The sequence below is a fragment of the Bombella sp. ESL0378 genome, assembly GCF_009725845.1.
In the GTDB taxonomy this organism is placed as follows: domain Bacteria; phylum Pseudomonadota; class Alphaproteobacteria; order Acetobacterales; family Acetobacteraceae; genus Bombella; species Bombella pollinis.
Window position 1 is genome coordinate 139,025 of sequence record NZ_WNIF01000002.1, and the last position, 20,351, is coordinate 159,375.

The window sequence follows — 20,351 nt, forward strand, 5'->3', positions numbered from 1 at the left end:
TGATATCACCTAGCCTGCCAGAGGAGGAAATTACCAAGAATGGTCAGCCCAACCTCTTGGCTTTTCTCAACATGGAATTGCGTACCACAGCGATTCCCCTTCGCTACGATGGCAGGTATAGTCATGCCGTAATCCGCTGTGGCGATGACCTCATCCTCATGGGCTTCTTTTAGAGCGTAGGAATGGACAAAATAGCCATGCTCCCCCGGCTGCAACCCTTCTGTCAGGGGGTGGGCACCGGGGGTGAAGCTAAGGGTGTTCCACCCCATATGAGGGAGCTGCAATCCCGCTTTTGCGCTCTCATCCATAGGGGCGATATGCCCATCAATCCAGCCTAGGCCTTCTGTACGGCCATGTTCTAGCCCATAGCGAGCCATGAGCTGCATCCCCACACAAATGCCCAAAGAGGGTGTGCCTTCCGCTGTGGCTTTCTCCAATAAGGGGCGGAGATTGCCAGTATCCAGCCCATGAGCGCAATTTGCAAACGCCCCTTGCCCAGGTAGGATGAGCCGGTCCGCGCTGAGGATGTCCGCTTCCTCACGGCTGATGAGGATATCGGCCTTAATCCCTCGCAGAGCTGCGGCGCGGCGGGCAGCTTGTGCAGCGGAGGCCAGATTGCCGCCATTATAGTCGATTACGACAACGCGCATGAACATTTCCCCCTCAGCCTACGAGACACTTGCTTTTCTTTCAGGCATGTGAGGGCGGTAAAGCAAGCAAAAATTATATAAGGTTTTTTTATAATACACCTTTTGTAGAGGGGATGCGCCCTGCACTGCGCGGGTCACGGGCTAAGGCCATGCGGAGGGCACGGGCAAAAGCTTTAAAGGCACTCTCGGCAATATGGTGGGCATTAGTCCCTGCACGGCCATTCATATGGACGGTAATGCGCGCTGCCATACAGAGGGCGCGGAAGAACTCCTCCACCATTTCGGTTGCCATTGTGCCAATTATCTCACGGGGGAAGGTGATGTTCCACGCAAGGAAGGGCCGGCCAGAAATATCGACCACCGCTTCGCACAAGGCTTCATCAAGCGGGACGAGGGCAAAGCCAAAGCGTTCGATTCCTCGTTTATCGCCAAGGGCACGATGAATGGCCTCCCCTAAGGTGATGCCGACATCCTCAATGGTGTGATGGTCATCAATATGCAGGTCCCCTTTGACGCGCACCTCAAGGTCTAACCCACCATGACGGGCAAGGGCCTCTAACATATGGTCAAAAAAGCCAATCCCAGTCTGGATGGAGCTTTTCCCTTCTCCATCGAGGGAGAGTGAGAGGGCGATGTCTGTCTCGTTTGTTTGGCGATTCAGCGTAGCGGTGCGGGGTGTCTGTGTTGTCATGCGTCCTAATTATACCAGTTTCGGGCGTAATCCAAACTTGCTTATCGCGCTCGTCTGGGGGAGAGTGTTTTGTATCTGATATTCTTATGACGATGGAGAGGGTTAATATCATGACACAGGCTATATCTGATTCGCCTCTCTCTGCGCTATTGGGGCGGTCCTCCACGGGGGACCTTATCGCACCTGCCCCAGAAGGCGATGTGTTGATGCGTATTTTATCCGCAGGTCTTTGCGCGCCTGACCACGGCCATTTATGCCCGTGGCGTTATATTGTCATCACCGGGGCGGAACGGCCCGCTTTTGCTGCGCATGTGGTGGAGGCTGTAGCCCGGCAAGAGCCTGATGCGCCAGAGAAAAAGCGTGAGAAACGCCGCACGCGTTTTAGCGAAACCCCCATGATTATTGCCCTTGGGATGCATATACGCCCCAAACATAAAGTCCCCGTCATAGAGCAAGAAATGGCCGTGGCGGCTGGGGCTATGAATGTGCTGAATGCCTTGCATATGGAGGGCTTTGGTGGGGTATGGATTAGCGGGGCTTTTTGTGAGGACCGCCCCTTACTCCGTCACTTAGGGTTGAAGAAGCCGCATCGTCTGGCAGGTTTCTTATTAGTCGGTACGCCAGAAAAACCCGGCAAGCTTCATAAACGGCCTGATATTGCTGATTATATGGCGATATGGGAGGCGGAACATCCTGTTACATTCCGGGCGGATGAGGAGTCGCATTAAGGTGAGCGTGATGCAGCAGACTGTAATGAGCGATGTTGTTATTGCAGGCGGTGGCCCTGCGGGTTTAGCCGCAGCTTTATCCTTCGCGCGGGAGGGCTGGGCCGTGCATGTGGTGGAGCCTGCCCCTCATACAGTGCTGGCGTCCCCTGCCTTTGATGGGCGTGAAATCGCCCTCACTCATCATACCGTCCATTGGTTGAAGCAATATGGTGTGTGGGAGGAGATTCCTGCTGAGGCAATTTGTCCCCTAGATGTTGCACGGGTGGAGAGTGGCAGCCTTGGTGGCCCACCCTTAATCTTCCATGCCCCTCAACAATCTGAAGCAACCCCAGAGGGTGAGCCGCTGGGCTATCTTGTGGCTAATCATTTGATTCGCCGTGCGCTTTATCATGTTGTACGGCGCACAGCGGGCATTACGCTTTGTTGTCAGGAGCGCGTAGCGGGCTATCACACCACGCGTGAGGCCGCACATATTCAGCTTGCTAGCGGGGGTACTATACAAGCGCGGCTTTTAGTGGGAGCGGATGGGCGGTTCTCAGCCGTGCGCGAGATGGCCGGGATTGGGGCTATCGTGCATGATTTTGGCATGAGCATTCTTGTCTGCCGGATGCGACATCTCACACCGCATGACAATACCGCCTTGCAATGGTTCTCTGAGAAGCAAACCATCGCTTTGCTGCCTGTTGCATCAGATGGCGGGATGGGGGATGTGTCCTCTCTGGTCTTGACCCTCCCGCCCGATGAGATTGCCCGCCTCCGCAGCGCGGCGGATGAGGCGTTTAACGCAGAAATCACCCAACGTACGGATGAGCGGCTCGGCCTTTTGCGTGTTGTGAGTGACCGCATCACCTACCCCCTTAAAGCGGTTTATGCGCACCGTTTCCACGGGCCGCGTGTGGCTTTGATTGGTGATGCCGCTGTGGGGATGCACCCTATTACCGCTCATGGCTTCAATTTTGGGATTCGCGGGCAAGAATGTTTGGTGCAGGAGTTGAGCGCAGGCTCTGGTGACCCGGGTGAGGCAGCAGCGTTGCGGCGGTTTGAGCAACGGCATCGCCGGGCGACCTTCCCGCTCTTTACCGCAACAAACGCGATTGCTGTGGCCTATACGCGTGATGATGGGCCTTTTCCTCTCGCGCGCCGGGCGGGGTTGATGCTGGCTAACCGTCTCACCCCCTTTAAGCGGGCCGTAACGCGGATGCTTATGGACCCTATATAGGGGGATTAGAGCTTATAATTCTGCAAGAAAGCGTCCATCTGCTCATGATGCGCTATGGCATGGATGCGGCGATGAGGGGCTGTATGAGCCGTGCCATCCTCTAGCGGGAGTGGTACATCTAAGGAGCGTGCTAGTAAGGCGAGGGGTGCGGTGGCCTCTGCTCGACCATAAAGGTGGTCGCCTATAATAGGTGTCCCTAATGCGGCACAATGCACCCGTGCTTGATGTGTTTTGCCTGTATGGAGGGTGAGTTCAAGCAGGCTTGTGCTGCCATCATGGGCTAAAACCCGCCATGATGTACGAGCAAGTGCCGCAGCCTTTGTGCCCTCATGGGGGGCTTCACAAACCATCTTCCAACCTTGTTGAGGGGAGGAGACGCGCTTTATAGCGGTGGTGAGGCTACCTGTTGGCTCTGTTGGTTTGCCAGAGACTAACGCCCAATAATGTTTGGTGGTTTGATGGGTGGCAAAGGCCTTTTGTGCAGCAATTAAAGCCGTTTTGCGGAGGGCTACCAGCAAACAGCCCGCTGTATCAGTATCTAAACGATGGACGAGCCATGGCCCTCCACGTTTTTGCGGTGTGAGGCGGCTCTCCACACTATCGCGCGTTTGCGGCCCGGGGTGGACGGCTAGACCTGCGGGCTTATTGATGACGATAAAATGCCGGTCCTCCCATAAGAGGGGTAAGGCGAATCCGGGGCGGAAAAGGGGAGGAGGAGCCATAGGTTAGGCATCATCCTCATCATCATAATCAGCGGTGAGAGACTCCTTGCTTGCGAGGACATCACGTTTGCCCACATGGTTTGCAGCACTGATGATGCCTTCGCGCTCCATTTGGTCGATGATATTAGCGGCGCGATTATACCCAATGCGGAGATGGCGTTGGACAAAGCTTGTGGAGGCCCGTTGCGCGCGGATGACAAGCTCCGTGGCCTGCTCATAAAGGGCGGCGTCTTGGTCATCATCTGTAGCGCGATTCCCCTTGCTGGGGGCTTGCTCTTCTTCATCCGTCTCATCAGCGAGGACTTCCGTATTATAAACGGGTGCCCCTTTGGAGCGAAGGTCCGCCACCACAGCTTCAACCTCTTCATCGCTGATGAACGGCCCATGCACGCGGGTAATACGCGCACCGCCTTGCATAAAGAGCATATCCCCACGGCCGAGGAGCTGCTCTGCCCCTTGTTCACCTAGGATGGTTCGGCTGTCATATTTATTGGTAACTTGGAAAGAAATACGCGTTGGGAAGTTCGCTTTAATCGTCCCTGTGATGACATCAACAGAGGGCCGTTGTGTTGCCATGATGACATGCACACCCGCCGCACGGGCCTTTTGGGCCAGTCGGAGGACGGAGGCTTCAATCTCTTTACCGGCAACCATCATCAAATCGGCCATTTCATCAATGACGATGACGATATAAGGCAGATGCTCAAGGGGGAGGCGATGCTCATCAAAAACGGGATGGCCCGTCTCTGGGTCATAGCCGGTTTGGATGCGCCGTGTTGGGGTTTCCCCTGTCGCTTTAAGATGACGGATGCGGTCATTATAGCTGCTGATATTACGCACCCCGTGGTCCGCCATAAGCCGATAGCGGCGGTCCATCTCTTGCACAGCCCATTTGAGGGCACTGACGGCTTTAGGCGGCTCCGTTACAACTGGGGTCATCAAATGAGGGATACCCTCATAGATGGAAAGCTCTAGGATTTTCGGGTCAATGAGGATGAGGCGGCAATGCTCTGGGCTTAGCCGGTAAAGTAGTGAGAGGATCATCGCATTAATCCCCACCGATTTACCAGAGCCTGTCGTCCCAGCCACAAGGAGATGAGGCATCCGGGCGAGGTCTGCAAAAATAGGCTCCCCAGCAATATCTTTCCCTAAAGCGAGGGGCAGTTTACCGCGATGTTCCTTCCAGGCGGAGGAGAGAAGAAGTTCGGGGAAATAGACCGTCTCACGCGTAGCGTTGGGGACTTCTATCCCAATGACATTACGCCCCGGTACGGTGGCAATGCGGACGCTCAATACCGCAAGCGTGCGGGCAATATCATCGGCTAAGCCAATCACGCGGGAGGAGCGTATGCCGGGGGCTGGCTCTAGCTCATAAAGCGTGACAACAGGCCCGGCGCGGTAATCTGTGATGGTCCCTTGTACGCCATAATCATCAAGCACCTTTTCCAGCATTTGCGCATTAGCTTGTAAGGCTTCGTCAGAAGGCCCAGTCTCATTATGGTCTGGCAATGGGTTGAGGAGGCTGACAGCAGGAGGAAGCCATGTTGAGGGTGCCGTCATACCCGTTATAGGGGCATGAGGGGCCGCAGAGGGCTGCGATGGTACAGGAACCGGCCCGTTGAATGAGGGTGAAGCATGGCCAGCAAGGGGGGCGGTGGGGGTTATAAGGGGTTCCGCTGCTTTATGACTGTCTGGCACAGAGGCAAAAGCTGTTGCTACAGGCTGTGTAGGATGAGGCGGCATCGTTACATGATGCGTAATATCCTCTAGCTCATGGGCCTCATGCAGCTTTTGGGCTTGTTGGGTTCGGCCGGGGTCATGGCGAATATGGGCAAGCATTCGCGCATAGGGGTTGTCGGCCTCTGCTGCATCGGGCGTGGGGTCTGCCTCAGTCTGTGGTGCAGGGGGGGGCGCAGGGGGGTGTTGTGGTTGGGTTGAGAGCGGCTTTTGCCACGGAGCGACATTATGCGGGGGTAGAGCCTCTGCTTGGCGGTTAAGATTACGTATAATAAAACCAGATGGACGAGGCCCATTGCCGGGCACGGGGCGGTTATAGCGGACAGGCCCTCCCATTGTGGAGGGATAGGCCGTCTCTGGCGTGGTGTCTTCTACTGGTTTGCGTGTGCGTAATAAGGCATGAAGCGGTATCACGATGATAGCACTCATCCCCTTGCCAAGGGACCGCCACTCTCGCCCACTTAACCCCATAGTTAAAGGGCATAGAATAGCGAGCAGAATCAGAGTGAGGAAGGCAGCCACAATCCCCCCCATGCTGCCTGTTTCCTGCGTGGTTAGGGCGAGGAGCTTGCGGGCAAAGAAGACACCGCTCTCCCCTCCTAATCCGCTACTTGTCGGCCATGGGACATCACAACCGGGCAAGGTGAGTTGGAGCAGACCAATCATCATCGCGGCTGTGGGGAGGAAGATGATTGCCCCAACTAGTCGTAAAAGAGGCAGGCCTAAATGGTGGTAACGTAAGAGCTGCCATGTCCATGCTAGTAGGATGAGTACTGGTAGGATGCCAGAAAGCCCTAGGAGCTGGGTAAGAGCATCGGCAATCGTCGCGCCAAAACGGCCGAGTAAATTGGTTGGCTCCGTTCCCGTTGCGGTGTTGAAGGAGGGGTCATGCGGGTTAAAGCTAAAGAGAGAAGCAGCAATGGCAAGAGCCATAGCAAGTAAAATAACGCCCAGTACCTCCATCATCCGCGCGGAGAGGATGCGCGAGAGGGGAGATTCATGCCATGCAGGAATCTCCTCATCATCTGCTATCATACCCCCTAGGGGCGGCTCAATCGTGCCATTGCTTCCCCGTAAAGAGGATGGCAGCAAAGAGCGCAGCTTAGGAGATAAACGAAAGCGAGAAAGCACAGGGGCGTATCCTCTGGCAGGCTATAGGCATGGTATGAGAGAGCAAGGATAACCTATTTTACCTGATTCTGAAATAATGAACCCCTCAGACCCTATAAAGGTAGCGGAGGGCGGGTCCCTGTTACGCTATTATCATGCCGCCAAATATGTATGCTCGCCGCCCCGAAGCTTCGTTGTGCAAGCAGCGGGGGCGGTGGTGCGGTGAGGCTGGGTAAAAGATGGGCATGGAAGGGCTGGAAAGGCTCTTCTGGCTCTTTGCCATCCGGGGTGAAGGGCGCACTTTCTGTCTCTGCGATAATGAGGGCCCCATCAGCTACCCATCCAGCACGCCATAAGGCCCGCAATCCCTTTTGCACCAAGCCTTTATGATAAGGCGGGTCGAGGAAAATGAGCGTATGAGGCTGCGGGGCCTTAGGCGGGCGTGTTACATCACAATGGCGCAGCCTTGCGCGTTGTGTCATGCCGCAGGCTTGGAGATTATGTTGTAAGGCTGCAATGCCGGGGCGGCTACCTTCCATAAAGGTAGCAAATTGTGCCCCGCGGGAGAGAGCTTCCAACCCCAGCGCACCAGTACCGGCAAAACTATCCAACACAATGGCTTGCTCTAAAGCATCGCGACCAAACCATGGGGCGTGCATGAGCATATCAAATAAGGTCTGCCGCGCGCGCTGGGCTGTCGGGCGGGTCGTAAGGCCGGGCGGTGCTTGTAGGCGGCGATTACGGGCTGTACCAGCGATGATTCTCATCACCTTAGGACCGTGCCTTCTTTGGCTTTAAGGAGGGGATTTGGTCTATCAGTGTTTTATGAGCCACTTCCTCAAGCTCATGCGGCTTGAGATTACCAAGAGCAAACGGGCCATAAGAGAGGCGGATGAGCCGGCTGACATGGAGGTTCATCCCCATCATCACCTTACGAATCTCACGGTTCTTCCCCTCGCGGAGGCTTACGGTCAGCCAGGAATTATCCCCTTTGGTAGAATCCAGCGTAGCGTCAATAGGGCCATAATGCACACCCTCTATTACACAGCCTTTAGCAAGGGCTTGGAGCTTCTTTTCATCCACAAGGCCAAAGACGCGTACCCGATAACGGCGTATCCATTGGCGGGAGGGGAGTTCTAACTCACGGGCGAGGCTACCATCATTGGTGAGGAGCAATAACCCTTCGGAGTTCAGGTCCAACCGCCCCACGCTGACAACACGCGGCATAGCTTTGGGGAGGGAGGCAAAAACAGTGCGGCGGTCCTCAGGGTCATGATGCGTGGTCACTAACCCCGCTGGCTTGTGGTAACGCCATAGGCGCGTCCGTTGAGGCGGGTCTATCGGTTTGCCATCAACACAAACATGGTCATGGGGGAGGATGAAGGTAGCCGGATGGGTCACGGGCTTACCATCAAGGGTAATGCGCCCTTCCTCAATCATACGCTCAATATCACGGCGGCTCGCTACACCACGGCGGGCTAGGGCTTTAGCGATGCGCTCGCCACGTTGCGTTGAGGGGGGAGAGGAGAGGTCGTCAGTCATATTATGCGACATACCGCGCTGAGCCTTTTCTTGGCAATCCATTTACAGCAGGATAAAGCAGCTTTACAGCCATTATTATCCTCATTCTCCGTATGATAAAGCGATGAGCCAAGCCGAGATGCCCCCTGTGCAGGTTATGACCATAAGTCAAGCGATGTACCACGCCCTTACCTTAGCGGAGGAGGCGGCTCGTGCGGGAGAGGTGCCCGTAGGGGCGGTGGTGCTGGATGAACAAGGTCAGATGCTCGCGGCGGCGCGCAACCGTGTGGAAGAAGATTGTGATGCCAGTGCCCATGCCGAGCTATTAGCGATGAGAGAGGCCGCGCAATATTGTGGCTCCTCTCGTCTGATGGATTGTACCGTGATTGTGACGTTAGAGCCTTGCCCGATGTGCGCTGCGGCGATGAGCCATTTTCGTATTCGGCGGCTCGTATATGGCGCGTATGACCCTAAGGGAGGGGCAGTGGATCACGGGGCACGGCATTTTCAACAACCCGGCTGTTTGCACCGGCCAGCAGAGATTATTAGCGGGCTGCAAGAGTGTAAGGCAGCGGCCCAATTAAGGGCTTTCTTCCAAGCCTTACGATAGTTGTGTGCTTATCCCAGCAAAGCGCGGCAAACCCCCGTAACGATAATGCCGCAAAGCATAGTGGGCAGGAGAGAAAAACGCGTTGCCGCTAACATGGTGGCAACAAGGCCCAGTAATTCTGCTGGACGACCAGAGGCAAAACTAGGAGCCAGAACAGCGACCAACACACAACCGGGGATGAGGTCCATAATCGCCGTAGCGCGTGGGGAGAGGGACCGCCCAGCAAGGAGAAAATAGCCCGAAATACGTGTGAGATAGGTCACAAAAGCCATAGCGAGAATGGCGATGAGAGCGGAGAGATGGATGGTCATGCCTCTTCTTGCTCCTTATCCACGACAAGGATGGTCATGCCAATGCCCGCTAATGTGCCAAGGGGAACATACCATGCACCGGGTATGAGACGATAAGCCAGTACAGCAACAACGAGGCTCATGGCCCAAGGCATAGCGTTGCGTGCGCCCCGCCACATGCCTTTAAGGAGCATGATAAAAACAGCGGGGAAGGCCATATCTATACCATAGCGTGTTAGGTCTCCCAGTAGATTACCCGTACGTGCGCCGATAAAGGTAAAAATCACCCAACAGAGGTAAAGGCAGACTGTAATACCAATATAAAATCCGGGGCTGAATCGCTTATTAGTACGGCTTTGGAGGTCTGTGAGCGTTAGAGCCCAAACCTCATCACAGAGGAAGAAAAGAAGGATGCAGACTTTCCAACGAGGGAGATGCCGCAGATAGGGCGTTAAGGCCGCTCCCATGAGGATATGACGGCTATTGATGAGGAATGTCACACTCGCTAGGAGCATAATCGCCGGGGGGATAGACCATAACCCTACCGCTGCAAACTCAGAGCCTCCCGCAAAATTAAGCCCCGTCAATAAAGGGACTTCTAAAGCGGAGAATCCCTGTTGGACAGCCTGACTCCCAAGGAGGAGGCCAAAGGGAATAAATGCGATGAGAAGCGGTAAGGAGGCCTTCACACCACGGATGACCTCCGTGAGGAACGCTCCCTTCCCAGAGGGGGGAGATGTGGTCTGCATGAGAGTGAGTGTAAAAGTCTGTCGTTTAATCAGCAAGAGGAGAATGGGGAGAGACCTGCCTTACATATCTTTTAGGTACTGCTTTCTTGCAGAATAGGGCATTTCATCCTTATTTTAATGGCACGTTTTGGTGATGTACCTTTTAATTTAGAGTGTCAGGATTATCTCTTTATGATGATGCCTTCTCGTTTTTCTTTGGCGTGTCTAGCGGCTTTGCCTGTCATTGGGCTGGCAGCTTCGCCCTTGCCAGCTATGGCGCAGGCAACTCCTATCCGCCCGCAAATGTCTGGCGGGCAGGGTATTCCAGACTTCGTGCAAATCGTAAAGCAAGTAAAGCCAGCGGTGGTTTCCATCACAGCGCGTATTCGTGAGGGGATGGATGATGACGATAATGGCGAGATGAATGGCGGTGGTAATGGCCCGCAAGGATTCTCGTTTTCTTTCCCTTTTCCATTTCAGATGATGCCGGGAGCCCCGTCTAACCGTATGGTTGAGGCGCGTGGTTCAGGGTTTATTATCTCTGCTGATGGGTACATCGTTACAAATAACCATGTGATTAACGGGGCTACGAAGGTCACGGTTAAATTAGATGACGGTACTGCCCTGCCTGCTAAAGTCATCGGTCATGATGCTAAGACAGACATCGCCTTGTTGCGCGTTAAGGCGGATCATCTCCCTTATGTAGAGCTTGGTAATTCTGATGATGTACAGCCGGGGCAATGGGTTGTCGCGGTTGGGAACCCTTATGGCCTCGGGGGCACGGTAACAGCAGGCATTATCTCTGCCCTAGGCCGTGACCTCCATTCTGGTGCGTATAATGATTTTATTCAGGTTGATGCGCCTATCAATCGTGGTAATTCCGGCGGTCCGCTTATTACGTTAGATGGGAAGGTGATTGGCGTAAACTCCATGATTATGTCGCCAAATGGGGGCGGCTCGATCGGTATTGGCTTTGCGATTCCTTCCGCTACGGTGCGTGCTGTGGTGGAGCAGTTACGGACAACGGGCCATGTTGTGCGGGGCTTTATTGGGGTAGAGACGCAAGACATCACACCCACAATGGCCCGTGCCCTTGGGTTAAATGGTGACCATCCGGGGGCTCCGGCTCATGGGGCATTGGTGGCGAATCTCATCAAAGGTGGCCCAGCGGATAAGGCTGGGTTAAAGAGCGGCGATGTGGTTCTCGCTTTGAATGGTCATGATGTCCATAGCGCGCATGACCTCGCCGTGAAGGTCGTTGCTCTAGCTCCCGGCGCACAGGGGACATTCAGCATTTTGCGTGATGGTAAACCTCAAAGCGTGACCATTACTATCGGTAATCAAACACGCAACGGGCAAGAGGGGAGTGATGGTAGCACGAATGCTGAGGCCCCATCTGGCAAGCTTGGCCTTGCTTTGGGGCTTCTAACACCGCGTATCCGGCAGGAGTTGGGGTTGGATGATAGCGTGCAAGGCTGTGTTGTAGCCGATGTTACACAAGGCAGCCCCGCGGACCATGCCGGGATTCGCCCCGGTGATATTATCGTGGCTGTGGGTAATCAGCTCACCGCTAATCCTCATGCCGTAGTGGCCTTGGTGCAAAAGGCCCTTAAACAACACCAGCCTCCTTTGTTGCGTATCCTACGGGACGGACAACAACTCTTTGTCGCTGTCTCCCCTAATGGAGGGGCTGATGGTGATGATGATAGTGATGGCGATACCCCCTAAGGGGGTAGGCCATGCGCCAGCCTCAGCTTACGAGGCTGGTTAGCAAAGCATCAACATCCTCAGGGCGTGTGTAGAAGCTTGTGACGAAGCGGACGAGCTTGCCCGGCACGCCCTGTGGTGTAGGATAGGTATAAAACTGATAGCCCTCCTCGCGGAGGGAGTCGAGTTGAGGCTCCGGCAGCACAACGAATATTTCGTTACTTTCCGTTGCAAAAGGGAGATGCGCCGCAGGATGTTTATGCAGCCCATGGAGCAGCCTTTGGCACATAATATTGGCGTGGCGACAATTCTCTAGCCAGACGTCATTATCTATCAAAGCGAGTAATTGTGCTGCGAGGAAGCGTTGCTTCGACCAAGAATGACCGCTGCGTTTAATACGATGAGCCATACTAGCGACCATCGGGCGCGTCCGCTCATTGAGGAAGAAGATAATCGCCTCGGCAGCCATTGCGCCAGCTTTTGTGCCACCAAAACTTAAAACATCAATCCCTGCTTGCCATGTGGTCTCAGCAGGTGTGCAATCAAGAAAAGCAATCGCATTGCCCAAGCGAGAGCCATCCATATGGACTGTTAACCCATATTCATGCGCGATGCTGGCGAGTTGAGTAATGGTCTTGCAAGGATAAGTCGTGCCCCACTCTGTCGCTTGGGTGAGGGAGAGTGCCGCAAAAGGCGGAGCAAGGACACCCTTTTCGCGATTATGTTGTAGAACGGGGGGCAGGGCTTGGGGGTCCATCCGGCCCTCTGGGGAGGGAATCCCAATAAGCTTTGCCCCTTGTGTGAAGAACTCCGGCGCGCCGCCTTCCTCTGTGTTGATATGCGCACTTTGGTCGCATAATACAGCCCCATAAGGTGGCACCATGGCTGAGAGCGCGAGGGAGTTTGTAGCGGTCCCCGTGGCAACGGGAAAAACTGCAACTTCCGCCCCAAAAACCTCACCAAAACGTTGGTTTAAGGTAAGAGAGAGCGTATCATGGCCATAGGAGGGAACATTGCCCACATTAGCATCAGCGATGGCCTGCATAACAGCGGGGCAGGCGGGGGTTACATTATCGCTGGCAAAGTTTTTGCGTATATCATCACGCACGGGGGTATTCCTTCATCCTTATTTGAGAGGGGGCCTCTTTAAGTTTCTGTCTCTAGCGGAAAGAACGGGGCTTGTCATGTCTTGTCCAATAAGCATAGAGAGGCGGGATTATGGGTTTGGCGGAGATTATGAGCATGACAGCACCAACATCTACCGAGCAGTCAGGCAGAACAGCTAAGTTAATTGATGGCAAGGCGATGGCCGCGCAGATGACGGCGGAGATTCGTCAGCAGGTGGAACAGCTTGTCGAGCAAGGGCACGAGCTTCCCGGCCTTGCTGTTGTCCTTGTGGGTAATGACCCCGCCTCGGAAGTCTATGTGAAGAATAAGGCCATCCAAACCCATCGCGCGGGGATGAAATCCTTCATGCAGATGATGCCCGAAAGCACCTCGCAGGAGGAGCTTTTGGCGTTAATCAAGGAGCTGAATGAGAATTCTAAGGTAGATGGGATTCTTGTCCAGTTGCCTTTACCGCCCCAAATTGATGCCGCTACGGTCACCAATGCCATTCATCCTGATAAAGATGTAGATGGACTAGGTGAGGTGAATACTGGGCGGCTGGCCTTGGGGATGAATAACGGTATTGTTCCCTGCACACCGCTGGGCTGTCTCAAATTGCTTCAGTCTGTTCATAAAGATATGACGGGCTTACATGCCGTTATTATCGGGGCGTCTAATTTGGTGGGGCGGCCCATGGCGCAGCTTCTCCTTAGAGAGAATTGTACCGTTACGGTAGCGCATATTCACACACGCGAGATTGAGAAAATCGCGCGCGAGGCAGATATTCTCGTTGTAGCAACGGGGAAAGCTGGGCTGGTGAAGGGCAGTTGGATTAAACCGGGGGCAACGGTGATTGATGTCGGCATTACCCGCATCCAAACCCCGGAGGGCAAAAGCCGCCTCGTAGGGGATGTTGTGTTTGAGGATGCGTGTCGGGTGGCAGGTCATATCACGCCCGTGCCGGGTGGTGTGGGGCCGATGACGATTGCGTGCCTCTTGCATAATACCTTCCAAACGGCAAGCCGTCATAAGATGAAGCCTGAGGGTTAAGCACGTCTTTTAGCGCGATTTTATGGCGTAAGAGCGTATGAGATAGAACAATCTCTTGATTGTTCTATCAAGTTGGTATATTGCCTTTCTAGTCAGAATGACCGACTGGTCATTTTCTTTTTAGCATATTCGTACAATCTGGCACGGCTTTGGTGATGGAGCCCATCTAGGCCATCATGCCAGTTTCATTGATATTTGAGGGCATTATGGCGCAGTCCGATACACAGTCTGGCACTCACTCTGCGGCACAAAAGGGTGCAGGGGGCCAGCAGGCACAGGCGGGGCAGGGGAAAGCAGCCTCTAAACCGTTTAAGGACCGTGGGGCACGGAAGATTCTTCTGGTGCTTATTCTGGTTATGGCTGTGCTGGGTAGTGCGCTTTACCTCTTTTTCAATCGCAATCATGTGGAAACGGACGATGCTTACGTAACAGGGCGTAAAATCTCCATAGCGGCTCATGTGAGTGGGTATGTGGAGCATCTTTATGTGGATGATAACCAGTTTGTCCATAAAGGGGATTTGTTAGCGCAAATTGATGGGCGGGATTATATCGCCCAGCTTCATCAAGCCGAGGCGGCCGTAGCACAGGCGCAAGCGGATATGATGTCCTATAATCTGGCTTATGCTGTTGCACAGAAGAACTTCCCCGGTCAGTTGATGGCCGCACAAGGGGCGTTGGATGATGCAAAAGCGCGGCTCTTTCGGGCGCAAACAGATTATACCCGCCAACATCGGGTTGAGCGTGCGGCAACAACCCAACAAGATATCGACTATGCCCGCGCAGCGTTGGATGAGGCCAAAGCAGCCGTCATCCAAGCGCAAGGTCAATTAACACAGGCCGAGCCGGTGGATGCCAATATCGGCAATGCCTATGCGCATTACAGCCAAGCTGAAGCCTCCCTTAAAGCAGCCCAAGCCCAATTAGAGCTTGCACGGCAGAATGTTGCTTGGATGGATATTCGCGCCCCGCGTGATGGTTGGGTCTCTCAACGTACCGTGGAGCAAGGCAATTTTGTGCAGATTGGCCAAGAGATGTTCTCCATCGTTGCAAAAGATGTGTGGATTGTCGCTAATTATAAAGAGACGCAACTTGCTGATATGCGACCGGGACAGAAGGCCGAGATCGAGGTTGATGCCTATCCGCAACTACGTCTTAAAGGGCATGTGGATAGTATCCAAAAAGGCTCTGGGGAATCCTTTAGTGCCTTCCCACCGGAGAATGCGACCGGCAATTTTGTAAAGACGGTGCAGCGTATTCCCGTTAAGATTCTTATTGATGATGGGTTAGATGATAAGCTGCCCCTCTCTTTGGGGATGTCGGTTGAGCCAACTGTGTATGTGGGTGAGTGAGGCCCGCTATGGCTGAGCAATCCCCCCCTATCGACCATGATAGCTGGCGGCCACGCCATAACCCTTGGCTTGTGGCTGTCGTGGTCACCTTGGCTGCGTTTATGGAGGTGCTTGATACCACCATCGTAAATGTGGCCCTCCCGCATATTGCAGGCTCTTTAGGGAGTTCCTACGATGATGCTACATGGGCACTGACCTCCTATCTTGTGGCCAATGGGATTGTGCTGACCATTTCAAGCTGGTTGTCAAAACGCTTTGGGCGGAAGCGTTATTTCCTCATTTGCGTGGCGATGTTCACCCTTTCCTCCTTTTTATGCGGGTTATCGACCTCATTGCCTATGTTGGTGATTTTCCGCTTAATGCAGGGTTTCTTTGGGGGAGGGCTACAACCAGTCCAACAAGCCATCATTTTGGATATTTTCCCACCGGAAAAACGTAGTGCCGCTTTTGGGCTAACAGCTCTGGCTATTGTGGTCGGGCCTGTCCTTGGTCCGCTTGTAGGTGGGTGGCTGACGGATACTTATTCATGGCGGTGGATTTTTTACGTTAATGTGCCCTTTGGGATTATTACCGTCATTGCTGTCATTGCTTTGGTGGAAGACCCGCCATGGCTCAAACCCACTAAAGAGCAGGTCGATGTTATTGGCATTAGCCTTATCTCATTAGGGTTGGGCTGTTTAGAGATTATGGCTGACCGTGGGGAGGATGATGATTGGTTTGGCTCATCCTTTATCACCACGATGGCTCTTATTGGGGGTATTTGTACGATTGGGGCCATTATTTGGTTGTTAAAGACCAAAAAGCCCCTCCTCCATCTTACTGTCTTGAAGGACCGTAACTTCGCCCTTGGGACCTTCATGATAGGCGCGGTAGGCGTGTTGCTTTACGCCTCGGCAGTGCTTGTGCCGCAATTTGCCCAGCAGGTGCAGGGCTATACGGCTACCATTGCTGGTCAGCTTATGGCACCGGGTGGTATGGCTGTGATGGTGCTTATCCCCTTTGTGGGGATGCTGATGAAGCATATGCAGGTGCGCTATATCATCGCACTAGGCTTTTTTTTCATGGCACTATCCTGCTTCTTTGCAGCAACCCTCTATGCGGATGTGGATTTTTGGTATCTGGTGCTATGCCGCGTGCGGCAAACGGCCCCGCTGGCCTTTTTGTTCGTGCCCATTTCCACCATTGCCTATTCCACCCTCCCGCGCGAGTTGAATGGTGATGCATCGGCCTTATTCAGTATGGTGCGGAATTATTTTGGTTCACAGGCTATCTCTCTCTCCACAGCGGCTCTCACGGAGATGCGGCAGGTCCAACAAACTGATGTCTCCGCCCATGCGATTGCCGCGAAGCCAGAGTTCCGCGCTTATATTTTCCAGATGCAAAAACTAGCTGAGGCGCATGGTCTGGCTCCTTTACGGGCTCATGCCTTTGCGATTACGCATATGTATCAGGACTTCCTAAAGCAAGTGGCGATGCTAGCTTATAATCAGCTCTTTAACGTGCTGGGGATTATGGCTTTGTGCGTGGTGCCCTTCTGCTTCCTGCTCTCCCCGATGAAAGGGAGTGGCCATAGTGGGGGAGGGCATTAATGATGCAGTCTCCCCTTTATAAGAGCCGCTTCATACAGCCCTCATGGCGCGTATATTTTGAGGAAATGGTCCGCCACTGCACTGGCGACACGGTTAATGTTCTCTGGGCTGCGATCAACCGGCAAGGACAAGCGCGTGCGTTGGACAATACGCGTCTGGCTCATCATCAAGAATTGCTCAGCGGCAAAAGCGGCATCATCAACCTTCAGCAAACCCGCCTCATGCTTGTGGGTAAACCATTCTGTGAGACTGCTCAGCGTGCGGGAGAAGCCATAATGCCAGAGCGTATCAGCCAGATGGGGGAACTCATTCGCCTCCGCGACAACAATGCGATACAGCCCGATAGCCTCGTGGTCGATCAGCAGTGTAATAATGGTCGATGCGGCTTGGATGAGGGCGGTACGCAAATCCGGTTGGGGGGTGCGGGATACCGCTTTGAGCGTATCAAGCCGTGTGCGGCTGCGTTCTTCAAAAAAGGCAGTGAACAAATCGGCTTTATTCTCAAAATGATTATAGAGCGAGCCTTTAGAGACCCCCGCCAGCTGTGCAATTTGGGACATGGAGGTCCGCTCATATCCTTGTTGGAGGAAAAGCTGCCCTGCACTGGTGAGGATTTGCTCACATTTACGGGGGGCATTTTTCCCCTTGTTTGGGACAAGGCGGTGTTGGATTGGACTGGTCTTAGGGGCCGGTTTGGTAGGCTGTGTCATTACTTTAGGGGAGGGTTGTTCCTGCTCATAAGGGGGCATGATAAGCCGCGCGGGGGGAGGGGTCCATATAGGAGCCTCATTTCTTCTTTGTTTTTTAGTGATGATTACGCAGGAGCTGCACTGTGAAAGACGCTCATTCCCTTCGTTCCGTCCGTCCTAAAGGTGGGGTCATGTTTCTATCGCAGTTTAGCCGGCATTTATTATGTGGGGTTGCCTCGCTTGGTTTAGCGGGTTGCTTAATGGTCGGGCCAAAATATCATCAACCCAAGGATTGGGCCCCACCGCATTATGACCTCCATAATGGGAAGAATCAGCCCTCGCCGAAAAGCACGCAAGCGGGCCCGCACGGGGCTAATGCCGCCCCAGAGGATAAAACACAGGCAAAAGCCTCGCCGTCCTCCATCGTGACAGAATTGCCGATGGCCGATAAATGGTGGACCTCCTTCCATGACCAAGAGCTCACCTCTTTGGAAGAGCGTGTAGCCACCCAGAACTTATCCTTTCTCTTAGCGACGGAAAATCTAGCCCAAAGCCGCGCACAAATGCTGATTGCCGGGGCAGAACGCTTCCCCAATCTCTCCGCAACGGGGACGTATGTTCGTTCGCAGCATAGCTCTAAGCAATTACAGGAGATTTTTAAACGCGTTGGTAAAGGTGTTCCTGATCTTCCCTCACAAGAGGCGAATTTTCTTCAAGCCTCGCAGGAAGCCTCTGTTCCTTTGCTGAATCAATGGCAGGATAAAATTGACGCGACTTACGAAATCGACCTCTGGGGTCGGGTGGCGTATCAATATCGCGCGGCAAAATATTTGATGAAGATGAGCGAGGAGGAAAGGCGTAGCATCCTTATTGCCCGCCAAGCCGATATGGCGCGTGATTATCTGGAGCTACGCGGGGACCAAACACGCCAGCGCATTTTAGCAAATAGTCATGCAACCGTGCAAAATCTGCTCTCGTTAGCGCAAAGCCGCTATAAGAGTGGTTTGGTGACCGAGCTTGATGTCGATAGTCTTAAAGCGCGTCTGCATGGTGTAGAAGCCCAGCAGGCTAATTTGGATGAGACTGTCGCGCGGGAACAAAATGCCATCGCCTTACTGCTTGGCCAACCCCCTCAGAGCTTGAATGAGGAGCTAGGCCGTACAGCAACCGTGCCGACTGTGCCGCCTTTTGTGCCCGCTGGCTTGCCGTCAGAACTCGCCCATCGTCGCCCCGATATTCGTGAAGCAGAGGACCATCTGCGTGAAGCTGTGGCAGAGGTTGGTGAAGCTACAGCGGATTTCTACCCTAAAGTGACGGTCACGGCGGATTTTGGTTTCCAGACCTTATCGTTTCGTGACCTTGGTTTTTGGAATGCACGGGCTTGGAATGTCGGGCCGAGTATTTCTCTGCCTATCTTCCAAGGTGGACGGCTTTATGGGCAGTTGAAGTTGAAAAAGGCCGCCCAACGCGCTGCCGCTGTGGAATATCGCCAAACAGTCTTACAAGCGTGGAATGAGGTCGATAACGCGTTACAAGCTTATCATGATGAACAAGTCCGTCGTGAGGGCCTCTCCCGCACTGTAGAGGACCAACAGCGCGCGCTTGCTTTGGCAACCAGCCAATATAAAGCTGGTCTTGCTACTTATCTTGCTGTTTTGGAGGCTCAAGAACGGTTGCAAAATGCTCAACTCGACCTCGCAGGTAGTGATGTTGCCTTCGCAACAGACCTTGCACGTCTTTATAACGCTCTGGGGGGTGGTTGGTCTGATGTGTTGCCTGATGCAGAAAAGGAAAAAGCATCATCATCACAGCCCTGATGGCGGGTTATAGAGAGAGCGACTCCTTAGTTTTGCAAAGGAGACTCGTTGTCAAGGGCAGTAAGTTTGTGCACAAGGTTTTCCACAGGCCTACGGCGCAGAAAACTGCCCTTCTTGTTAAGAAATGAGTAGGATTATCCCCAAATGAGGGTAGTATGGATATGCCTTATGGGGATGATTTAGGGGACTATAAAAAAAACCGGCACGACGAGAGTGCCGGTTTTTTAGTAAAGAACTCATAGGGATGGAGTATCCCCATAGAGGAAAGAGCGTTTTACTTCTGAGTGGCTGTTGTTGCTTCTGTCACCACAGTCTCGGAGACGAAGACAAGGCTATCAATCGCATCATTTAAAGCCACAGCTGCCGCTTCAGGGTGATGGCCTTGGGCAAAAATAAGCGCGCGATTGACATAACCTTGAAGCTGGGAGAGCGGTGCCAGGGCGATGACAAAGTCAATATCCTGCCCAACAATTTGTAGCGTTTGGGCGGCTTGGTCGGTCTGGCCAGCTTTAAGCTGAGCATTTGCCGTAGCAATGGCACTTTTCTTGGCTGGCTCTAGCTCTGTTGTAGCGATGACCTCACCCCCAACCGGAATCCAATCCGTCGGGCCTGCCACTGTGTGGTTTTTGGGGAGTGGATGCTGCGGGGCTGGGTGCAAGTCTGCCTCTGCTGCGGTGAATTGCTCACGCGCTTTAGCGGCTAAATCCAAATGGGAGAGGGCTGCGTTGAGGGCAGGGATAGCCTTCTCATCTTGACCTGCGGCGAGCAGATGCTGAGCATCCACAATCTCCACCATCGCCTTCTGCCCGTGGTCGGAGAGATGATGGAAAGCGCGATGCTCTTTGCGTTCCTCAGCATGCTCTTTGTGCAGGCTTTTATGGTCCTGTGCTGCTGTTGCATCAGCGGCAAAAGCAGACCCAGCCAGAAGGCTTAGTCCTAAAGCGGAGAGGGTCAAACCCCGTGATAGCGTGGTAAACTGCATGTGATTATCCTTTCTATTAGATAGTCGGGGAGCCCCCCTTATCACCACTCTCATG

General features: G+C 53.8%; 19 protein-coding genes. 8 read left to right on the forward strand and 11 right to left on the reverse strand.

Annotated features, from left to right (window positions below; all coding sequences use genetic code 11):
• Positions 1 to 5: 5 nt before the first annotated feature.
• Positions 6 to 650: an imidazole glycerol phosphate synthase subunit HisH gene (hisH, locus tag GM556_RS00940; RefSeq protein WP_155578983.1), complete on the reverse strand. Its 645-nt coding sequence runs from the start codon at positions 648 to 650 to the stop codon at positions 6 to 8.
• An 88-nt stretch (positions 651 to 738) separates the two neighbouring features.
• Positions 739 to 1,341, reverse strand: a complete 603-nt coding sequence (gene hisB, locus GM556_RS00945) for an imidazoleglycerol-phosphate dehydratase HisB (protein ID WP_155578984.1) — start codon at positions 1,339 to 1,341, stop codon at positions 739 to 741.
• A gap of 110 nt (positions 1,342 to 1,451) precedes the next feature.
• Here hisB and GM556_RS00950 point away from each other — a divergent pair, with 110 nt between their 5' ends.
• Positions 1,452 to 2,069, forward strand: a complete 618-nt coding sequence (locus GM556_RS00950) for a nitroreductase (protein ID WP_099026399.1) — start codon at positions 1,452 to 1,454, stop codon at positions 2,067 to 2,069.
• Positions 2,070 to 2,079: 10 nt separating this feature from the next.
• The gene (gene ubiM, locus GM556_RS00955) at positions 2,080 to 3,288 is read left to right on the forward strand and encodes a 5-demethoxyubiquinol-8 5-hydroxylase UbiM (RefSeq protein WP_155572704.1); all 1,209 of its coding nucleotides are present in this window, start codon (positions 2,080 to 2,082) and stop codon (positions 3,286 to 3,288) included.
• A 5-nt stretch (positions 3,289 to 3,293) separates the two neighbouring features.
• Here ubiM and GM556_RS00960 read toward each other — a convergent pair whose 3' ends face one another.
• The 4 genes from GM556_RS00960 to GM556_RS00975 all read right to left on the reverse strand — a co-directional run bounded on the left by GM556_RS00960 (position 3,294) and on the right by GM556_RS00975 (position 8,399).
• Positions 3,294 to 4,010 (reverse strand): RluA family pseudouridine synthase, encoded by a 717-nt coding sequence (locus GM556_RS00960; protein ID WP_155572705.1) that lies wholly within the window; start codon positions 4,008 to 4,010, stop codon positions 3,294 to 3,296.
• Positions 4,011 to 4,013: 3 nt separating this feature from the next.
• Positions 4,014 to 6,878 (reverse strand): DNA translocase FtsK, encoded by a 2,865-nt coding sequence (locus tag GM556_RS00965; RefSeq protein ID WP_370513560.1) that lies wholly within the window; start codon positions 6,876 to 6,878, stop codon positions 4,014 to 4,016.
• A gap of 92 nt (positions 6,879 to 6,970) precedes the next feature.
• Complete coding sequence (locus GM556_RS00970) at positions 6,971 to 7,624, reverse strand: RsmD family RNA methyltransferase (RefSeq protein WP_155579021.1); 654 nt, start codon at positions 7,622 to 7,624, stop codon at positions 6,971 to 6,973.
• Positions 7,625 to 7,628: 4 nt separating this feature from the next.
• Positions 7,629 to 8,399 carry a pseudouridine synthase gene (locus GM556_RS00975; protein WP_099026674.1) on the reverse strand — a complete coding sequence of 257 codons (771 nt, stop codon included), beginning with the start codon at positions 8,397 to 8,399 and terminating at the stop codon, positions 7,629 to 7,631.
• A gap of 136 nt (positions 8,400 to 8,535) precedes the next feature.
• On the opposite strand from GM556_RS00975, the gene GM556_RS00980 reads away from it, so the two are divergent.
• A complete protein-coding gene (locus tag GM556_RS00980) occupies positions 8,536 to 8,988 on the forward strand; it encodes a nucleoside deaminase (protein WP_230873226.1) in 453 nt (150 codons plus the stop codon).
• Positions 8,989 to 8,996: 8 nt separating this feature from the next.
• On the opposite strand, the gene GM556_RS00985 is transcribed toward GM556_RS00980, so the two are convergent.
• Together GM556_RS00985 and GM556_RS00990 are read right to left on the reverse strand one after the other, a co-directional pair.
• Positions 8,997 to 9,299, reverse strand: coding sequence for an AzlD family protein (locus GM556_RS00985; protein WP_155572706.1), 303 nt, complete (start codon positions 9,297 to 9,299; stop codon positions 8,997 to 8,999).
• Positions 9,296 to 10,027, reverse strand: a complete 732-nt coding sequence (locus GM556_RS00990; RefSeq protein WP_155572707.1) for an AzlC family ABC transporter permease — start codon at positions 10,025 to 10,027, stop codon at positions 9,296 to 9,298. The genes GM556_RS00985 and GM556_RS00990 overlap by 4 nt, the downstream gene beginning before the upstream one ends.
• A gap of 171 nt (positions 10,028 to 10,198) precedes the next feature.
• On the opposite strand from GM556_RS00990, the gene GM556_RS00995 reads away from it, so the two are divergent.
• Positions 10,199 to 11,734, forward strand: a complete 1,536-nt coding sequence (locus GM556_RS00995; RefSeq protein ID WP_370513561.1) for a Do family serine endopeptidase — start codon at positions 10,199 to 10,201, stop codon at positions 11,732 to 11,734.
• Between the two features lie 22 nt (positions 11,735 to 11,756).
• Here GM556_RS00995 and GM556_RS01000 read toward each other — a convergent pair whose 3' ends face one another.
• Positions 11,757 to 12,821 carry a beta-eliminating lyase-related protein gene (locus GM556_RS01000; protein ID WP_266106802.1) on the reverse strand — a complete coding sequence of 355 codons (1,065 nt, stop codon included), beginning with the start codon at positions 12,819 to 12,821 and terminating at the stop codon, positions 11,757 to 11,759.
• 128 nt (positions 12,822 to 12,949) lie between these two features.
• Here GM556_RS01000 and folD point away from each other — a divergent pair, with 128 nt between their 5' ends.
• From folD to GM556_RS01015, 3 genes are all read left to right on the forward strand, one after another.
• Positions 12,950 to 13,870 carry a bifunctional methylenetetrahydrofolate dehydrogenase/methenyltetrahydrofolate cyclohydrolase FolD gene (folD, locus tag GM556_RS01005; protein WP_370513408.1) on the forward strand — a complete coding sequence of 307 codons (921 nt, stop codon included), beginning with the start codon at positions 12,950 to 12,952 and terminating at the stop codon, positions 13,868 to 13,870.
• A gap of 206 nt (positions 13,871 to 14,076) precedes the next feature.
• Positions 14,077 to 15,219, forward strand: coding sequence for an HlyD family secretion protein (locus tag GM556_RS01010; RefSeq protein ID WP_155579025.1), 1,143 nt, complete (start codon positions 14,077 to 14,079; stop codon positions 15,217 to 15,219).
• An 8-nt stretch (positions 15,220 to 15,227) separates the two neighbouring features.
• Positions 15,228 to 16,808 carry a DHA2 family efflux MFS transporter permease subunit gene (locus GM556_RS01015; protein WP_155572709.1) on the forward strand — a complete coding sequence of 527 codons (1,581 nt, stop codon included), beginning with the start codon at positions 15,228 to 15,230 and terminating at the stop codon, positions 16,806 to 16,808.
• 41 nt (positions 16,809 to 16,849) lie between these two features.
• Here GM556_RS01015 and GM556_RS01020 read toward each other — a convergent pair whose 3' ends face one another.
• Positions 16,850 to 17,518: a TetR/AcrR family transcriptional regulator C-terminal domain-containing protein gene (locus GM556_RS01020; protein WP_155572710.1), complete on the reverse strand. Its 669-nt coding sequence runs from the start codon at positions 17,516 to 17,518 to the stop codon at positions 16,850 to 16,852.
• Positions 17,519 to 17,688: 170 nt separating this feature from the next.
• Here GM556_RS01020 and GM556_RS01025 point away from each other — a divergent pair, with 170 nt between their 5' ends.
• Complete coding sequence (locus GM556_RS01025; protein WP_155578985.1) at positions 17,689 to 19,314, forward strand: efflux transporter outer membrane subunit; 1,626 nt, start codon at positions 17,689 to 17,691, stop codon at positions 19,312 to 19,314.
• 274 nt (positions 19,315 to 19,588) lie between these two features.
• Here GM556_RS01025 and GM556_RS01030 read toward each other — a convergent pair whose 3' ends face one another.
• Positions 19,589 to 20,296 (reverse strand): YfdX family protein, encoded by a 708-nt coding sequence (locus GM556_RS01030; protein WP_155578986.1) that lies wholly within the window; start codon positions 20,294 to 20,296, stop codon positions 19,589 to 19,591.
• Positions 20,297 to 20,351 lie beyond the last annotated feature (55 nt).